This is a genomic window from Halomarina rubra, from assembly GCF_023699475.1.
Classification (GTDB): Archaea; Halobacteriota; Halobacteria; order Halobacteriales; family Haloarculaceae; genus Halomarina; species Halomarina rubra.
On sequence record NZ_JALXFV010000002.1, the window covers coordinates 624,986 to 640,760 of the forward strand.

Here is a 15,775-nt window from a genome sequence, read left to right on the forward strand (position 1 = left end):
CAGGCGACGAACGGTGCTCTCAAGCCCGCTACTGGATAGCCGACAATCACTCGTCGTGTAATATGCTCTCTACAGACCCGCTGCCCCAACGCTCGCCGATTTTAGATTAATATTGCACAGCAATACTGTTCAATTCTTTTAGAAAAATTTTCGTTGGAGCGCGACACGAAATCATGTATGTCCACCAAAGGACACTCCGTGAAAGCGTTGCTCGCACAGCATCCCAAGCTGATGGGAATGACCTACGTCGCACTGTTGTACCTGGGTGGATCTGAAGGTGGATTCTTGATCGAATCCGTCGCAAGCACCCGCGCAGGACCGTAACTCAGTCGACAACAGTATCGACGTCAATCTCGTTACTCCAGTGCAAAGTACCATCGACAGTAACTGGTAATCGGACATTGGTATCAAAGAGGTCCCGAGTCTCGCTTTTTGTCGCCGAGAACGTCGCCACATGGCCTCCAGTGAGATACTGCTGAGTGTTGTCTCCGATGTTGGGTGTTGCTGTCGCTCCGAGACCCCACCCTGTGACTGGGTAGGAGTAATACGAGAGCATATATCCGCTGTCCGTGGAGTTCAATTTGAGACGAAATGCACCCCCCGACCGAGGTGCTGTGAGCGCAGCATTGCCATCACCAACGATGACGTACTGCCGTCCGGTCACCGTCTCTCGTCCGATAACCTCGAGCGCAGCACTGAGTGAGAACCCAGCGTTGAGCAATTGTGCAATCTGCTGGCCAACGACTGTCGCGGGAACGTTCGTCACGTTAGAGAGCGTCACGACACCGCCGATTGCTCCGCATTCGACGAGCGCTCGGCCCTGTTGGTACGACCGACACCCGTTGAGTACGAACGCTCGCATTCCTGCTTCGTCGAGCGTCCTCGCATCCAGATAGCCATCCGAACACTGTAATCCTGCATCAGTGACGTGACCGATGTAATGGACGAAATCGGCCTCTGTTTCGAGCAGTGAACGTGTCTCAGCGATCGTACATCCTTCGTCGATACTCACCTCCATCTCGATGAGGTCACGAAGGCCGTACAACTCTGAGACGACGCGCTCGTCGCGCATCGATGCGTCGTTGACGATTACTTGGACGGAGACCAGTCCTTCACCGATTGGGTTGAGTTGCCTGCGGCAGGCTTCGATCGTCGGTTTCGACGCACCGATCGGGACGCCTTCACCGACCCACGCATGCTCGATACTCTCGACAGCAGACGTGGTCACAATGGGGGGTTGTGCCGCATCCGTCGGTTGGAACTCGGTGGGCGTCTCGATTGGATTGGTACGCTCGAAGTCGGCGATCACACCGGCCAGATTCTCGTCTGCTGTGTCTCCACTCCTCTCGACACAGTCCGTCGGTACTCGGATGTGAGCGAGATCGTTCGCCGCAAACGGGAGATACCCGGCGTGGACTGGTCGCGGGGCGACGTCTGCAGTGAGCTTCCACGTCGGGACGATGTCCTCGATGAGCGACCACGGCTCTGAGAGGTAGGCGTTGACCTGCTCTGGGAGCGAGCGGTCGTAGAGTGCGGTCAAGTCGAGTTCCGAGCGCTCGTCGACGACCGACCGTTCGTGGAGGTTGAGTAGATAGAGTCCGTCCGTCCGAGCGACACAGTCGAAGAAGAACAGTTGTTCGAGCGTTCGCTGGACTGTCCGTTCGAATCTGCCTGCCCCTCCCAGGTCGTGTTCGACGCCGTCCGCGACGAGCACAGGGTCCGGTCCAGGGACGACCTGCGCGTCGAGGTACATCGCCAGTGAGGCGACCGGGTAGATGTACTGGAGTTCGGGGGGCACTTCGATATGAACGGGAGTCTCAGTCCGTTCGAGTCCGGCGGGCGCTTCGAACTCGTCAGCACCAGTGTCGATGAACGGCGGACAGCCACGAAGCGTCGGCCAGGACCGCTCGGGACTCGTCGTCTGGAGTGCCGAGCCGAAACACGAAATCGCGCGCATGATGTCCCGTGGTCGGTCGGTCGTTCGGACCGTCGCCTTCGGATACTCGTGGCGTGACCTGAGTCCGACCTCGATAGTCTCGTCAGTGAACGAGAGCACTCGCTCGCCATCTGCGACGAACGTCTCAACCGGGCCGTTGACGCGGAGATAACACACGACCCCGATCGACGTGATCTGGATCAGGTGTTGCCCGTCCGGGACAGTGACCCGTTGCTTGTTGACTGCCTCAGCGATCGCCTCCCCTTCGGTCGTCATGATGACGAGGTCGACGAGTTTCGGAATCCGGAGTTCGCTGGACTGCAGTCGAACGGCGGTCTCGATTGGAACGTAAAAGCGCTCAGTGTCCGCAGGACTTGTCTCAGAGTTGAACGTTCCCCCGAACGATAGCGTGACACCTTCTCCAGGGTCCGTGACTCTGAGCCGACCATCTGTTATTTCGGCAGATGGTCCTGAGACTGCCATTGTCACCGAAGTGGTAACCACTCGGTGTGTATGTTGTGGTTGAGCAGGGTCCAGCGATGTTCGGGGGGTTCGCCCTCTCGTTGCCGAAGTTGGACGTGGATGTCCATCAGAGGGAGGAGACGACTCGCGATCGGTCGTCGTGCATCGAGTCCGAGCGCGAAGTGGGCCATCCCGCGGGACTCGACCGTCTCCTTCCCGACGAGGTGGACGAACTCACGAATCGTCTCGGCGCTGTACTCGTCGACGAGTGGTGCGAGTGTCGCGACCCCCACGCGGAGTTCCGCAGGCGCTGGAGCGTGGTCCACGCGGTGGCGTGCGATTGCATCGATGATTCGCCACTGGAACGCGGCGAACTCGTTGCTCGCTTCGAGGTGGGACGGCGTCGAGTACGTCTCCGCGACGCTCACCGACCGGATATCGTCGAGTCGGATCACCTCGGTACCGGACCGTGAGAGTGGGTGCTCACCTGGGAGATGCTCGGCGATGTCGTCCTCACCGAGGGTCGTCGAGGCCAGTATCCGATGGCGATTTGTCGCCTCTCCGAACAGTTGTCGACTCCGTCGCGCTCGAATCGAGGCGTCGACCTCACCAGTGATGAGGATGCGACAGCCCTCCCGTTTCAGTTCGAGGAGTGACTCCCGAAAGCGACGCTGGCCTCCGCGAGTGGGGTCGTCGCTTTCGGGCGAAGCGCTCATTGTAAAGTGCAACCGCGCTCGTGATGATAAATTAACCGGAATGCACGGTCCGATACTACTTCCGGATTCGAGAACGACGGCTCTGTGACGAGGGGGCCGTCCGATTTCGTCTCGTGGGGTGTCGACCACTGGGGACGGAGCGACCGTGACGCCGCCACGAGAACTGTAGGTGCGGAGGAGGGGTCGGAAGCCCCGGCCATCACGGAGGAATCAGAAACGACGCAGCGAGCAACTCTCGGCTTCTGCGACGAACGCAGGACCACCACTGCCGACCCCCCGTCAGCGACATCGAGGTGTGCTCGTCGTACCAGTGCCACGCGACGTTCCGAAGTTCGACCACCTCACCCGCTACCCTTCGATGTCAGAGCGAGCCGTCCTGCCCCCGTCCAATCCGCAACCTGCGATACCTGTGGCTCGACTGCTACCCGGGTCTCGTCGTCTAACTGCACGACCGACGACTCTGATCGCTGGACAGTCCGTGGCTACAGTTATAGACGGAACGCCTGTTATCACATCGCCGAACAGTTCACCTGCGAGTTGTGAAGGGCTCGCACGAGCACGTGGCACTACGGAGGCGTTCGGTCCATACCTGCCTCCACCTCGTTCCCGCTGACGCCGTCGGTGACCGGTCCTCCAGTTTCGATAGTCGGGGGTTCCGCTTCCAGACGTTCGCGAGAAACAAACTCGAACCCACGGTCTGACACGTGGCCACTGGCTCGCAGAACCAGTTCGTCGTCCACTGACCAGGTTTCCCCCGGAGTGAGCGCCAGCAGTCCACCGACCACTCTTCGAGCGGCCGCGAGCAGACTCGGTGCGTCAGAGTGGTACGTCCTCGCGTGAACCCGCGCACCGTTCGACTGGGCGGGGTGTATCGCCGTCGGGACACTCTGTCGGTGGGGACCTCGTGAAAATTTACAGGAAATTTACTCGCCGAAAGCAACCACTTTCCGTCCGAGGTGTCTTCTCGAAGGTGGATATGCCTACCTGTGATCACTGTCAGGCACACATCTCCGAGCGGTTCGTGAGCGTGTTCGCCGACAACGACGGTGACGTGATGGCCTGTCCACACTGCTCGGCGAACGCCGGAATCGCCGAATCAGCACGGCGTCGGGCGACCGAGGGGTAGCGACGACTCCCTCGACACTCGACGCGATTCGTCTTTATCGTCGATACGACGTCGACTCCTCAGCAACGTCGGACACTGGACAGCAGAGGCACTCGCTGTCGGCGTGTGCTCGTCGGCCTGAGGTCCGAGTACCCGAGGCCGCAGTCACTCCTCGTCACCGAGCCACCTCACCAGTGCGAGGACCGTCGACACACCGACTGCCCCGGTGATGACGCCCCGTATCCACGCACGGGTGACGGCCAGTTTTCGAGCCTCGATGGCGCTGTTCGCGTCGATGAACTGACTGCGGGGTCTGCCGGACTCGTCGAGGAGATCGATCGTGACTCTCTCTGCCATGGTTCTACCGACTGCGCTACCAGCGTATCTGTACCGACTACACTGATTCCCACCTGCTGTCAGCGTGTCTAGCTGTATTCATCGTCGTCGGTCTCGCTCGGACTTATCTACGTGGGGCTCCAGGTCGTCGCCTTCGTGACGCTCGCCGCACTGACGGCACTCTCCGTAGCCCTCGCGGCCTTCGAGACCGTGTTCCCGGAGGACCGCAACGCGGTTCGTGGGCGTCATCTCTCCGAGGGTGACTGACGCCTCCCTGCCGCTAACGTTGGCCGGAGCAGCAGGCTCGCGGTAGACCCACGCGCTGTGGCTCCCGATATCGACAACCCACGCGACGAACCCCTTTCGTGTTCGACTGCCGTGAGACAGTCGGTAGAACGTGCCGCGAGTGAACCGTGGGTCGGTTCGCAGGCCTCGACGGAGCGGAGGCGTGTCACCTGTCGTTCACTCAAGAGGCCGACTCTTCGCGCTCGAACCGCTGCATGGCCTGGTCGCTCCCGACGACGAGAATCTCGTCGTCCGCTTCGATCGTCTCTCGGTCGGCGGTGGAGACCGACCCGTCGCGGACGAGTCCCAACACCGTCCAGTCGCGGTCCGTACTCCGACGAACGTCCGCCAGACGACGCCCCGCGTACGGCGCCGCGTCGCTCCGAACCAGTCGAACCTGGCTGACGGGGTTCATCACCCGCTCGCCGTGCACCTCGGCTGCGACGAGTCGTGCGCAGATTCGCTGAATCGAGAGAACGTAGTCGGCACCCGCTCTGAACGCGGGGGCAGCTTTCTCCGTATCGGTGACGCGTACGAGAATCTCCAGGTCGGGCGCGAGCGACCGGGCCAACGCGACGGTCAACAGGGTCGTCGAGTCGTCGTCGACGGTGACGACCAGCGCAGCGGCGTCGTCGATATCGGCAGCGCGAAGCGTCTCGGGTTCGGTGACGTCACCGACGACGTCCGGGTCGGCCGCCTGTCGTTCGTCGACCGTCGTCACCGACGCGTGGTCGCGAAGAACCTCGGTCGCAGCAGCGCCCCCCTCACCCAGTCCGGCGACGACCACACGGGCGGGTTCGGAGACTCGCGGCGACTGTACTCCCGCGGTCTCGCTGATGACGTCGGTGATTGCACTCTCATGGCCGGCGACGAGGAGGACGGTGTTTGGCGCGAGTCGGTCGTCGGGTGACGCCGGCAGGCGTAACTCCCCGTCGAACCAGCCGCCGACGAGCGTCAACGACGGATGGTCCGCCAGCGGCGAGTCGCCGACGCGAACACCGTGGAGTGAGCTGTCTCGCCGGACGAGTATCTCTCGAATGACGAAGCCGTCGTTGTCGCCACCCGGTGCGTCGACCGATATCGGAGTGGTCGCCTTCTCGGCGAGTCGTCGCCCGATGAGTGCGTGCGGTGCGACGGTTCGGTCGACACCGGCCTGTTCGAGCGCGGCCCGTCGGCGGGTCGACTGCATGAAGCTGACGGCGCGCAGGTCCTCGTTGGCCTCACGTGCCGTCAACACGATACTCGCAGTCCTGTCTCCAGCGTCGGTGATGAGCAACGACGCCTTCTCGATGCTCGCACGGTCGAGGTCGCCACGCGACTCTGCGTCGCCGTTGATGGCCTGATAACCTTCGTCCGAGAGCCGTTTCGCCTCGGTCTGGTCGGGTTCGAGCAACACGTAGCCGACGTCGAGCCGTTCGAGTTCGTCGAGCAACTCCTCCGTGTCGCGTTGATACTCCGTGATGACCACGTGGTCGTCCTTGAGTGAGAGTCGGTCGTCCAGTTTGAGGGGGGCTCGTTCGAACAGCGGGATGACGAGCACGCGCAACGTCACGAACCCGATGACGACGCCACCGAGCTGCATCGTCACCATGAGCACGTTCATCGTCCGTGTCTGCCACGGTGCGTCGGCTCCGTACCCGGTCGTGGTCATCGTCGCGACGACGGCGTTCAGCGACCGATAGATCGTTCGGGGATCGTTCTCGAGCGTTCGCATCCCCCACCAGTAGGCCAGCGTGAAGACGAGGACGGTCGAGCCGAGTCCGAGTGCGTAGAGGAGGACGAACCACTGCCGGCGTGTGTAGTCGCTGGGATGCAAGCCGCCGATGTTCCGAAGTTCGCGCATCTGGTTCTCGGCGAAAGTATTCTCCGAGCAGCCCTAAGCCTCTTTTCTACGGCGAATGCTGAACCGTCACTGCTGTCTCGGTGACGTGTGCTACGTGTGGCGATGCACAGGGTCGCCAGCGGTTCGAGGGCCGGTCCGTCGTCACGATGCGGCCTTTGTCGTCCGACCGCGGCACCCTCACCCGTCTCAGTCAAGCACGTCGAGCAGTGTCTCGACGTCGTACTGCTGGAGCGGGTAGTGGCTGTCGAGCGCTCTGTCGATGACGAACGTCGAGTCCGTCCGGGCGACCTCGTCGAGTGCCTCGAAGTCGGACACCAGTCGCTCGACGCAGTCGCTGTTCGGGAGTCGTGCGAGCGCGATGAAATCGGTACTCCCCATCGTGAAGAACACCTTCTCGACCCCCTCGATGGCGGCGATGGCTTCCCCACTCACCGTGTGTGGCCGGTCGTCTTTCGTGAACACCTCGACGAGGATCGTCACACCGAGTCCGACCGCGTCCGGGTCGAGGTCGAATCTGGCGGCGAGTGGTATCGGTTCTACACCCCCGAGGAGAACGCCACGTTGGACGAGGTTCTCCCCCATCTCCTTCGCGACGATACGACCCCGTCGGTTACTGCAGCGGCGAATCGGTAACAGCGCCGCTCCTCGATGGCAGTCGGTGACCGCAGTGAGAGGATACAGCGACATCGCTCACCAGTGGTTTCAGCCGCGGTGTCGCGACTACTCACGAAGCGACGTCACGCCGTACCGCAGACCGCGAGCGACGACGAACGGTATCGTCCCGACGATGACCGCCTCGATGCCGTAAACGGCGAGGCTCTCGGGTTCGACGAAGATGGCGACGCGACCGAGCAGCGGGCGGTACGACAGTCCGAGGAAGACGTGGTCGGCGCGAAAGCCGTACAACACGCCGAATGAGACGGTCCACGCCGCGACCAGCCCGCCGCGAGCGAGGCCGGCAGCTGCGGCGGCGAGCATTCCGACGACCGCCGCGTGGGAGGGGATGAACACGACACCCCCCGAAACGGAGAACACACCCACGGCGTAGAGCGCGAAGGTGACGACGAACCCGACCAGCGAGAGGGCCACGACGTTCGCGGCGCGACAGGTCGACCCGGATGCGCCGCGGAGTACAGATTCGACGGGGTGACGCATCGGTGACTGTTTGGAGATCGAACGGATAGCTCTTCGGGGGACGGTTCTTACTGGGTTCGACGGCGTTCGACTGTCGTCGTGCCGATCGCTCCGACCGAGCGCGCCCGGTCCCGAGAGACTCTCATCGGCGTGGATTCGCTTTACGACCACCGATGGCGTATCCCGCGCCGGAGATGGCATCTACTACGACCGACAGAGCGGCGGGTGAGAGCGGGCGGATGCGGGCGGTGACGGCGCGGCGATACGGGTCGCCGGACGTCCTCGAGGTTTCGGACGTCGAGCGACCGACGCCCGCTCCCGACGAGGTGCTGGTCCGGGTGCGCGCCTCGACCGTCGGCCCACCGGACTCGGCGACGCGAGAGGGGTCGCCCGCGCCGATTCGGTTGTTCTCGGGACTTCGGCGACCCAAGGCGATACCGGGGGACGCGCTGGCAGGAGTCGTCGAGGCGACCGGAGCGACCGTCACCCGCTTCGCCGAGGGCGACCGGGTCTTCGGAACGACCGCCCCCGAGACGGGGGCGCACGCGGAGTACGTCTGTCTCGCCGAGGACGCCGTCTTGGCGGTGACGCCGTCCAGTGTCGACCACGGGGAGGCGGCGACCGTCGCCGACGGGGGGCTCACGGCGTTGGCGTTCCTGCGGGACGTAGTCGACCTCCGGGCCGGCCAGTCGATACTCGTCAACGGCGCGTCCGGGGGCGTCGGAACGTTCGCGGTCCAACTCGCCGCCCACTTCGGCGCGGACGTGACCGGCGTCTGTAGCACGGACAACGTCGCCCTCGTCGAGTCGCTCGGTGCGGACACGGTCCTCGACTACACCGAGACGGACTTCACCGCGACGGGCGAGCGCTACGACGTCGTCTTCGACGTGGTGGGGAAACGCTCGTACCCCGAGTGTAGGGACTCACTCACGCCGACTGGTGTCTACCTGACGACCGTCCCGTCGGCCGGGGTCGGCTACTGGGTGGCTCGGACGCGACTCGGTGGCGGGCGACGAGCGAAGTTCGCGGCGACCGGCGTGAAACCGGCCAGCGAGAAGCAGGTCAACCTCGGGGTGCTCCGAGAACTCCTCGACCAGGGCGAACTCCGGGCGGTGGTCGACCGGACCTACCCACTCGAGGCAATCGCCGAGGCCCACCGCTACGTCGACACGGGGCACAAGGTGGGTGCGGTCGTCCTCGCGATGGACTGACCTCCTTCGGGACGCCCTGGGGACTCGCCTTGGCGTCTCGCGATTTATCAGGTTCTCATCGTAGATGTTCCGTCGTGAGACCGGTCTCCGATGTCGGTCGGTGGCGTAGTCACCACGCGTCCGGTGATACGTTGAGTCGCCGAGCCATCAGCCACGCCGTCGTCAGATGGACACGCTCTTGCTCCTCGGCGAATCCTCCGGTGTCGTCTCAACGACTCCGGACTACCGGTTCGCTCTCGACCCAATAGATGGCACAGCCGACATGTTCGAAGCCGACGAGAAAGTCTCGTGAAAAATGGAATATTGAAATGGATACCTCGGAGATAATTTCACAAACATTCCGTATGGTTTATTGTAGGGAAGTAGTTTGAATCGTCAATAGATGGTCGGACGCTCACTGACCGACGAGCAGGAGTTCATCGGAATCACGGCACTCCTCGTCGTCCTGTTCTCGGTGCTCTACCACATCATCTCGACGGATATCTTCCTCATCACGGCGGTCGTTGGGGTGGGCGCTGCGCTCGTCGGCCTGCTTCCATTCTTCGTGACGAACGCGGAGACGACCGCGACGAGAGCCGCGTCGCTCGCGCTCGTTGTCCTGTTGTTCGTCCCACTCGGCTACACCGCCTTGCAACTGGAGTGGGGCGTGCTCTCGCCTGTGTCGCTCGTGTTGCTCGGTGGCCTCGCCTTTATCTTCTTCTACTACTCGGTGTTCCTTCCGCTGGCGTTCTATCACGTCAGTCGGTGTGAACCGGAGGCAGACGCCGAAGCGCCGTACCCCACTATCAGCGTCATCGTGCCGGCGTACAACGAAGAGGACTGCATCGGTGCGTCCATCCGTGCTCTGCGAGAGACCGACTACCCGGCCGAGAAACGAGAGATCGTCATCGTCGACGACGGGAGTACCGACGGAACCTATCAGGAGGCTCAGGCGGCCAGTGACGAGAGTATCACCATCCTCCAAAAACCGAACGGAGGAAAGTACACCGCGTTGAACCACGGTCTCTGTCACTCGACTGGGGACATCGTCGTCACCGTCGACGCCGACAGTCTGCTGGAGAGAGACACGCTACGGACCGTCGCGGGGACGTTCCAGCGAGACGAGGACGTCGGGGCGATTGCGGGGAACCTGACGGTCGTCAATCAGAACTCGCTGCTCACGAAGGTCCAAGAACTGGAGTACATCGTCGGTATCCAACTGTTCCGCCGTGCCTACGACGCCGTCAGTACGGTCATCGTCGTGCCGGGAGCATTCGGGGCGTACCGCCGCGAGACGCTCGAAGCCATCGGCGGGTTCACCGGCGAGACGCTCACCGAGGACCGCGACGCAACGGTCGAGATTCTGAAATCCGGGAGCGTGACGAAAGCGAGCGAGGCGCTGTGTCACACCGAGGCCCCCGACACGCTTCGCGACCTGTACAAACAGCGCCTACGGTGGTATCGCGGAACCGTCCAGACACTGTTGAAACACCGCGACGTCTTCTCTCGCCCCAGCCTCGGGTACACCCACAGTCTCGCCTTCCCCATGGAGGCGTTCACGGTCGCCATCGTCCCCATCGTCAGCATCGCCGTCCTAATCTCCGTCGCAGTGGAACTGCTGACGGGATCGTTCATCCGAGTAGCCTCGCTGTTCGCGTTCTTCACGCTCCTCCAAACGCTCCTCTCGGTACTCGCACTCCGGTTGGGCGACGACGACCTCGAGCTCGCGGTGTACTCGCCGTTGTTCGTCCTCGGGTACCGACAGTTCCTCGACGGTGTGATGCTCAAGAGCGTCATCGACGTGTTCATCTCGCCGGACCTGGAGTGGACGAGTCCCGACCGAACCGGCGAGCTAGGGGCGATTCAGCGAGAAGAGCAGGGTCAGTCTACACAACGGCGAGTCGAGGCAGACGGTGGGCGGCGAATCGAGTAGGTCGGCTTCCTCCCCCGACTCACGTCGTGGGCTCCGCCTCGAATTTGTGTCTCTTCTTCGAACGCCGACCGCTCTCGTCGCCTCGACGAGCGTCGACCCGATAGTTTACGTCCCGATGCCCGCTACAAAGAGGCATGTCGACCGGTTCACCGTCGTCGCCGGATGGAGGTGACTTCGCTAGCCTGTGGCGCTACCAACTGCGCCGCGCGATGGCGTGGTTCGCCGGCTTCTTCGTCCTCACGGTGGCCATCAGCGGTCTCACCGCGGGAACCCTCTTGAGCGCGCTGGGTGGCTTGCTCGCACTCCTCGGAGCGGCCACAATCCTGCCGGTGACGCGGGGCTACGTCGAGTCGTGGCTGGACTACACGTTCGGACCGGGAGCACTAGCGGTCGTCACGTTACTCGCCGTGGGGGTCGTCGCACTGACGTTCCCGACGGGGTAGTCGTGTCGCCGCCGAGCGCTGTCGCTCTCCGAACTGTCGACCGTAGAAACGAAACAGCGCCGGCGGAGATCCGCCGGCCACTGCGAATGACATCGAGACGATCCCGTGCCTGGGGTCGTCGTTTCGACTGACGTCGGTCTGATTCAAAAAGCTTCGTGCTCCGGCCCCTGTCGGACCGCGCCTCCCGAAGCGCCAATGTGTCCTCACCGTCACCGAACGGTGACTCTGGTTCGTCCCTTGTCAGTCAGCGAGTTGCCACGTTACGGGTGTGGATTTGGCGAATTCACATGTGAACCTCGCCAGTGTCGTGGTCTCGCTCTCCACCTCGAAAGTGACTCCCTACTCACAGGCTGTCTGGCGCTCGAACTGTCCCACGAAGTCTCAGACGCTCTAATTCTTCCAAATGGAGGTCAGCCGTCGTCTCGCGGTCGCGTGGTCAGAGTGGTCGGTCGACGTCGTGTGACGACCGGAGTATCGAGAGGCTTCTCACCCGGAAGAGACCGGATAACAATACTGTGGAACCACATAGGACTGTTCGCGGGGGAAAGGTCTAGCCACACGCGTTCTCTCGCCACACGTTGCATACCGGCGTCACCCGGTGGGGTCGACCCACACGGGAGACGACCGTTCTGGGGCCGCTCACACCGCCGAGCGCCTGCGGTGGCTCACGCCAGGCACCCCCGCGACGCCGAGCAGTGGAACCCCAACGTATTTGTGGGGGAAAGACTGCCCTCCGGTCAGATGGACGACGTCGAATCACCGGGTGGGTACGAACCGTACCGACGCTACCCCGTTGGCGGTGCGGCCGTTGACTTCGTCGCGCTCGCGCTCGCTGCCACCTGCTGGGAACTCCTTGCCGTCGGGTCCGTCCTCGACGGCATCTCGTTGTTGGAGGGGACCGTCATCCTCCTCGGCATCGGCCCGGTGCTCGTCGCACACGAACTGACACACTACTTCACGGCCCGGTCGCTCGGGCTCTCGGCGACTATCGACTGGGCGTTCCCGACGCCTCACGCCGCCCCGCTTCGACAGCACGTCGCGCGCGGGCAGAACCTCGCCGTCCTCCTCGCACCCGCGGTGGTCGTCGGCGGCGTCGCCCTCACGGCGGCGCTGACCGTCTCCCACCCGCTCGTCGTCGCGGCCTGCACGCTCGCCGTCCTCGTCAACACGGCCTGTGCGGCCGGTGACATCGTCGGTGCGGTGTGGCTGGCGGTCCAGCCCCCAGGAACGGTCGTCTACCTCGATGTGACGCCCGACGACGCGCGCGAACTGTACGCCCGGCCCAAGTGAGAGCCCCGCGGACTCACGACCCCGAAACTCACCACGATCCTCCAGCAACCAGCAGCGATACCGAGACGTATCACGACGGCCACGACCGACGCTCGCGGAGTTCTCATCCGTACGACGATCGACGGTAGAACGATAGAAGGGTTCGACTTCGACAGCGGAGCGACAGCAAGCGGTGCTGGAGAGCGGTCACGCCTCCCGTCGCGACGGCGCGGTCAACAGAGGTCGACGGCGACGTAGACGCGGGCGTCCTGCGAGACGGCGACGCCCATCCCGGCTTCCTCGGCGTTCGCGTAGCGAAGTCGCTCCATGGCGTCCTCGTCGGCACGCCACTCTGCGAGTACCTGCTGTGCGATGTCCTCCTCGGTCCAGTCACCGCTCACGTTGATGGAGACGCGCTTGTTGACCTCTAGTTCCTGGCCGTCGCGAAGCCCGCTGTTGTCGTTGGTCGGGACGCGACAGTGCGAGTAACGCTCGAACTTCTCGTAGCGCTGTTTCGTGTTGTACCCGCCAGCGGTGTGGTCGACGTAGCCCTGTTTTGCCATGTTCGTGGCGTGGAACTGCGCCATCTCGTCAAGGACGGACTCGCTCTCGAGGGGCCCTCGGTCCGCCCGGACCTCCTCGTCGACGAGCGCACGCAATTCGAGTTCGACGGCAGTCGTGTTCACCGAGGACGGCGAGAACTTCGGCTCGGGAGTCGTCGCTGGGGTTGAGGCGGCCCCTTCGGTGGTGGTCGAGGCGGGCGTCGGTGTCGCGGTCGCGGCGCTCGGTGTCGGCGTCGTGTTCGGTGCGGGCGTCGGCGTCGACGCGTCGGTGGCTGTCGGTGCGGTCGTGAGGGTGTCGTTGCCGTCACTCCCGGCGAGCTGCATCCCCAGCAGCCCACCGACGACCAGCGAGGCGAGGACGACGGCCCCGAGAACGACGATGAGGACCTTGTTTACCATGGGGTGTCGTTAGCCTCGGGATACATCTAGCTTTTGGATACATACATTCGCTCGGAACTAACTGCAGTGACGGTGTGTCGGGGGCTGGCCGCGCGGTATGCCGTTCTCCTCTCGTCGCCCCGTTCGTGGGCGCTCACTCCTCGTGGCCGCCGTCGGGCCGGTGCGCCGATGGCGCGACCGAACGCTCCGTGAGGTCCTGCGTGTGCGTCCCGCTGCCGAGGGTCGTCACGGTCGGCGTCCCCGTCACTGGGTTCGTCCGGACGGCGACGCGCGTGCCGAACGCCCGCTCGACGACGTCCTCGGTGAGGACGTCCGTCGGTGGTCCCGCAGCGAGGACGCGGCCGTCGGCGACCACGAGCAGTTCGTCACAGAACCGTGCGGCGAGGTCGAGGTCGTGGATGGCCGCGAGTGCGGTCTTGCCCTCCTCGACGAGCGAGCGAACGAGCGACAGGGTCCGGATCTGGTGGTTCACGTCGAGACTCGCCGTCGGTTCGTCGAGGACGAGCGCGGGCGTCTCCTGGGCGAGCGCGCGGGCGAGCATCACCCGCTGGCGCTCCCCGCCGCTGACCGTCCCGACGGGGCGGTCGGCCAACTCGGTGACCTGTGCGCGTTCGAGCGCCCGGTCGACGGCGTCGCGGTCGTCGGCCGTCGCCCGCTCGAAGCGCCCGCGGTGAGCGGTCCGGCCCATCGCCACCACGTCTCGGACCGGGAAGTCGAACGCGACGCTCGTGTCCTGGGGGACGGTCGCGACCCGTCGTGCGATGGCCTTCGCCGAGAGCGTCGCGACGTCCTCGCCGTCGACGACCACCCGGCCGGCGTCCGGGGATAACGCGCCGTTGACCGTCCGAAGCAGCGTCGTCTTCCCGGCCCCGTTCGGTCCGCAGACGGCCGTGAACGTCCCCGATTCGATGCCGAACGAGACGTCGTCGAGGATTCGAGCGCCGCCCAGCGACAGCGTGACGTCCTGACCGTGAATCACAGCGCACGCACCTCCTGGCTCCACAGCAAGTAGAGGAAGAAGGGCGCACCCAGCGCCGCGGTGACGATGCCGACGGGGAGTTCGGTCGGCCCCGACCGCGCCACCGCGTCGGTGGCGACGAGGAAGACGCTGCCCGCGAGCGCGCTCGTCGGCAACAGGTTGCGATGGTCTGGACCGACCAGCAGACGCATCACGTGCGGGACGATGAGACCGACGAAGCCGATGACGCCCGCGACGCTGACGGCCGCCGCCGTGACGAGCGTCGACACCGCGAGCAGGACGCGTTTGGTCCGTTCGACTTCGATACCCAGCGCGTGGGCGTCTTCCTCGCCCATCAGGAGGACGTTGAGGTCGCGGGCGTACGCCGCGAGGACGAGGAAGCCGACCAGCGCCAGCGGGAGCGTGACGACAACGTCGTTCCACGAGGCGTTCGAGAGGTGGCCCATGAGCCAATACAGCGCCTGGTCGACGCTCTCGCCGGCTTGGATGAGGAGATACGACACGACGGCACCCAGGAGCGCCTGGACTGCCACGCCCGCGAGCAGGAGCGTCGCGACGGGCGTCCGGCCCCCGTCGGTGGCGACGAGGTAGACGAGAAACGCCGTCGCGAGCGCGCTGACGAACGCGAACACCTGCAACGACCCCACGAACGGGACGAGCCCCAACAACGGGAGCGCGGCTACGACGCCCGGGAAGACGATGGCCGACACCGCGCCAACGGCCGCGCCCGTCGAGACGCCGATGATGGAGGGGTCCGCCAGCGGATTTCTGAAGAAGCCCTGCATGACGGTGCCCGCGCTCGCCAGCGCGAAGCCGACGACCGCCGCGAGCGCCACCCGCGGCGCGCGCAGTTGAACGACGATGGTCTGGGCAGACTGCGGCACTGCGAACGCGAACGGGTGGACGTACTGGACGTCGGGGGCGAGCCACGGCACCTGCCCGAGGGCGGGGACGCCGACCGACGACACCGCGAGCGACAGTCCCGCGGGAACCGCGACGGCGTTCAGTGCCGCCTTCGCGACGACCACCGGCGAGAGGTCGACCGCGCCGTAGGCGACGCTCGCGAGACAGGCGACGACCAGCGCTGCCGCTAGGCCGCCACACCACGCGCCGAGGCGTCGCCACCGATGCACGTTCTCAAGCGTGGTTGGATTAGGTAAATACTTGTTGCACTGGCGTGCA

16 protein-coding genes are annotated in these 15,775 nt (G+C 64.3%); 7 read left to right on the forward strand and 9 right to left on the reverse strand.

Annotated elements, in window-relative coordinates; all coding sequences use genetic code 11:
- Positions 1–325: 325 nt before the first annotated feature.
- Both M1L36_RS04505 and M1L36_RS04510 read right to left on the reverse strand, forming a co-directional pair.
- The gene (locus M1L36_RS04505) at positions 326–2,419 is read right to left on the reverse strand and encodes a hypothetical protein (protein ID WP_250872515.1); all 2,094 of its coding nucleotides are present in this window, start codon (positions 2,417–2,419) and stop codon (positions 326–328) included.
- Positions 2,420–2,421: 2 nt separating this feature from the next.
- On the reverse strand, positions 2,422–3,114 hold the full coding sequence (locus M1L36_RS04510) for a DUF7504 family protein (protein ID WP_250872516.1): 693 nt from the start codon (positions 3,112–3,114) through the stop codon (positions 2,422–2,424).
- A 976-nt stretch (positions 3,115–4,090) separates the two neighbouring features.
- Here M1L36_RS04510 and M1L36_RS04515 point away from each other — a divergent pair.
- Entirely contained in the window at positions 4,091–4,240 is a 150-nt protein-coding gene (locus M1L36_RS04515) for a DUF7563 family protein (protein WP_250872517.1), read from the forward strand.
- 144 nt (positions 4,241–4,384) lie between these two features.
- On the opposite strand, the gene M1L36_RS04520 is transcribed toward M1L36_RS04515, so the two are convergent.
- Entirely contained in the window at positions 4,385–4,576 is a 192-nt protein-coding gene (locus M1L36_RS04520) for a hypothetical protein (protein WP_250872518.1), read from the reverse strand.
- A 111-nt stretch (positions 4,577–4,687) separates the two neighbouring features.
- Here M1L36_RS04520 and M1L36_RS21265 point away from each other — a divergent pair, with 111 nt between their 5' ends.
- The gene (locus M1L36_RS21265) at positions 4,688–4,822 is read left to right on the forward strand and encodes a hypothetical protein (protein WP_305794319.1); all 135 of its coding nucleotides are present in this window, start codon (positions 4,688–4,690) and stop codon (positions 4,820–4,822) included.
- A 199-nt stretch (positions 4,823–5,021) separates the two neighbouring features.
- On the opposite strand, the gene M1L36_RS04525 is transcribed toward M1L36_RS21265, so the two are convergent.
- The 3 genes from M1L36_RS04525 to M1L36_RS04535 form a co-directional block, all read right to left on the reverse strand.
- Positions 5,022–6,683: a potassium channel family protein gene (locus tag M1L36_RS04525; RefSeq protein WP_250872519.1), complete on the reverse strand. Its 1,662-nt coding sequence runs from the start codon at positions 6,681–6,683 to the stop codon at positions 5,022–5,024.
- A 186-nt stretch (positions 6,684–6,869) separates the two neighbouring features.
- The gene (locus M1L36_RS04530) at positions 6,870–7,265 is read right to left on the reverse strand and encodes an Lrp/AsnC family transcriptional regulator (protein ID WP_250872520.1); all 396 of its coding nucleotides are present in this window, start codon (positions 7,263–7,265) and stop codon (positions 6,870–6,872) included.
- A 138-nt stretch (positions 7,266–7,403) separates the two neighbouring features.
- Positions 7,404–7,838, reverse strand: a complete 435-nt coding sequence (locus tag M1L36_RS04535) for a hypothetical protein (protein ID WP_250872521.1) — start codon at positions 7,836–7,838, stop codon at positions 7,404–7,406.
- 152 nt (positions 7,839–7,990) lie between these two features.
- Between M1L36_RS04535 and M1L36_RS04540 the strand changes: the two genes are divergently transcribed.
- The 5 genes from M1L36_RS04540 (at position 7,991) to M1L36_RS04555 (ending at position 12,673) form a co-directional block, all read left to right on the forward strand.
- Positions 7,991–9,028 (forward strand): NAD(P)-dependent alcohol dehydrogenase, encoded by a 1,038-nt coding sequence (locus M1L36_RS04540; protein ID WP_250872522.1) that lies wholly within the window; start codon positions 7,991–7,993, stop codon positions 9,026–9,028.
- A 166-nt stretch (positions 9,029–9,194) separates the two neighbouring features.
- Complete coding sequence (locus M1L36_RS21270) at positions 9,195–9,320, forward strand: hypothetical protein (RefSeq protein ID WP_305794320.1); 126 nt, start codon at positions 9,195–9,197, stop codon at positions 9,318–9,320.
- Between the two features lie 90 nt (positions 9,321–9,410).
- Complete coding sequence (locus M1L36_RS04545; RefSeq protein WP_250872523.1) at positions 9,411–10,940, forward strand: glycosyltransferase family 2 protein; 1,530 nt, start codon at positions 9,411–9,413, stop codon at positions 10,938–10,940.
- 134 nt (positions 10,941–11,074) lie between these two features.
- On the forward strand, positions 11,075–11,383 hold the full coding sequence (locus tag M1L36_RS04550) for a hypothetical protein (RefSeq protein ID WP_250872524.1): 309 nt from the start codon (positions 11,075–11,077) through the stop codon (positions 11,381–11,383).
- A gap of 741 nt (positions 11,384–12,124) precedes the next feature.
- Positions 12,125–12,673, forward strand: coding sequence for a DUF3267 domain-containing protein (locus tag M1L36_RS04555; protein ID WP_250872525.1), 549 nt, complete (start codon positions 12,125–12,127; stop codon positions 12,671–12,673).
- Between the two features lie 212 nt (positions 12,674–12,885).
- On the opposite strand, the gene M1L36_RS04560 is transcribed toward M1L36_RS04555, so the two are convergent.
- The 3 genes from M1L36_RS04560 to btuC all read right to left on the reverse strand — a co-directional run bounded on the left by M1L36_RS04560 (position 12,886) and on the right by btuC (position 15,726).
- Positions 12,886–13,614 (reverse strand): CAP domain-containing protein, encoded by a 729-nt coding sequence (locus M1L36_RS04560; protein WP_250872526.1) that lies wholly within the window; start codon positions 13,612–13,614, stop codon positions 12,886–12,888.
- A gap of 133 nt (positions 13,615–13,747) precedes the next feature.
- Complete coding sequence (locus M1L36_RS04565; protein WP_379819586.1) at positions 13,748–14,593, reverse strand: heme ABC transporter ATP-binding protein; 846 nt, start codon at positions 14,591–14,593, stop codon at positions 13,748–13,750.
- Complete coding sequence (gene btuC, locus M1L36_RS04570) at positions 14,590–15,726, reverse strand: vitamin B12 ABC transporter permease BtuC (protein WP_250872527.1); 1,137 nt, start codon at positions 15,724–15,726, stop codon at positions 14,590–14,592. Before btuC ends, M1L36_RS04565 begins: the two co-directional genes overlap by 4 nt.
- Positions 15,727–15,775 lie beyond the last annotated feature (49 nt).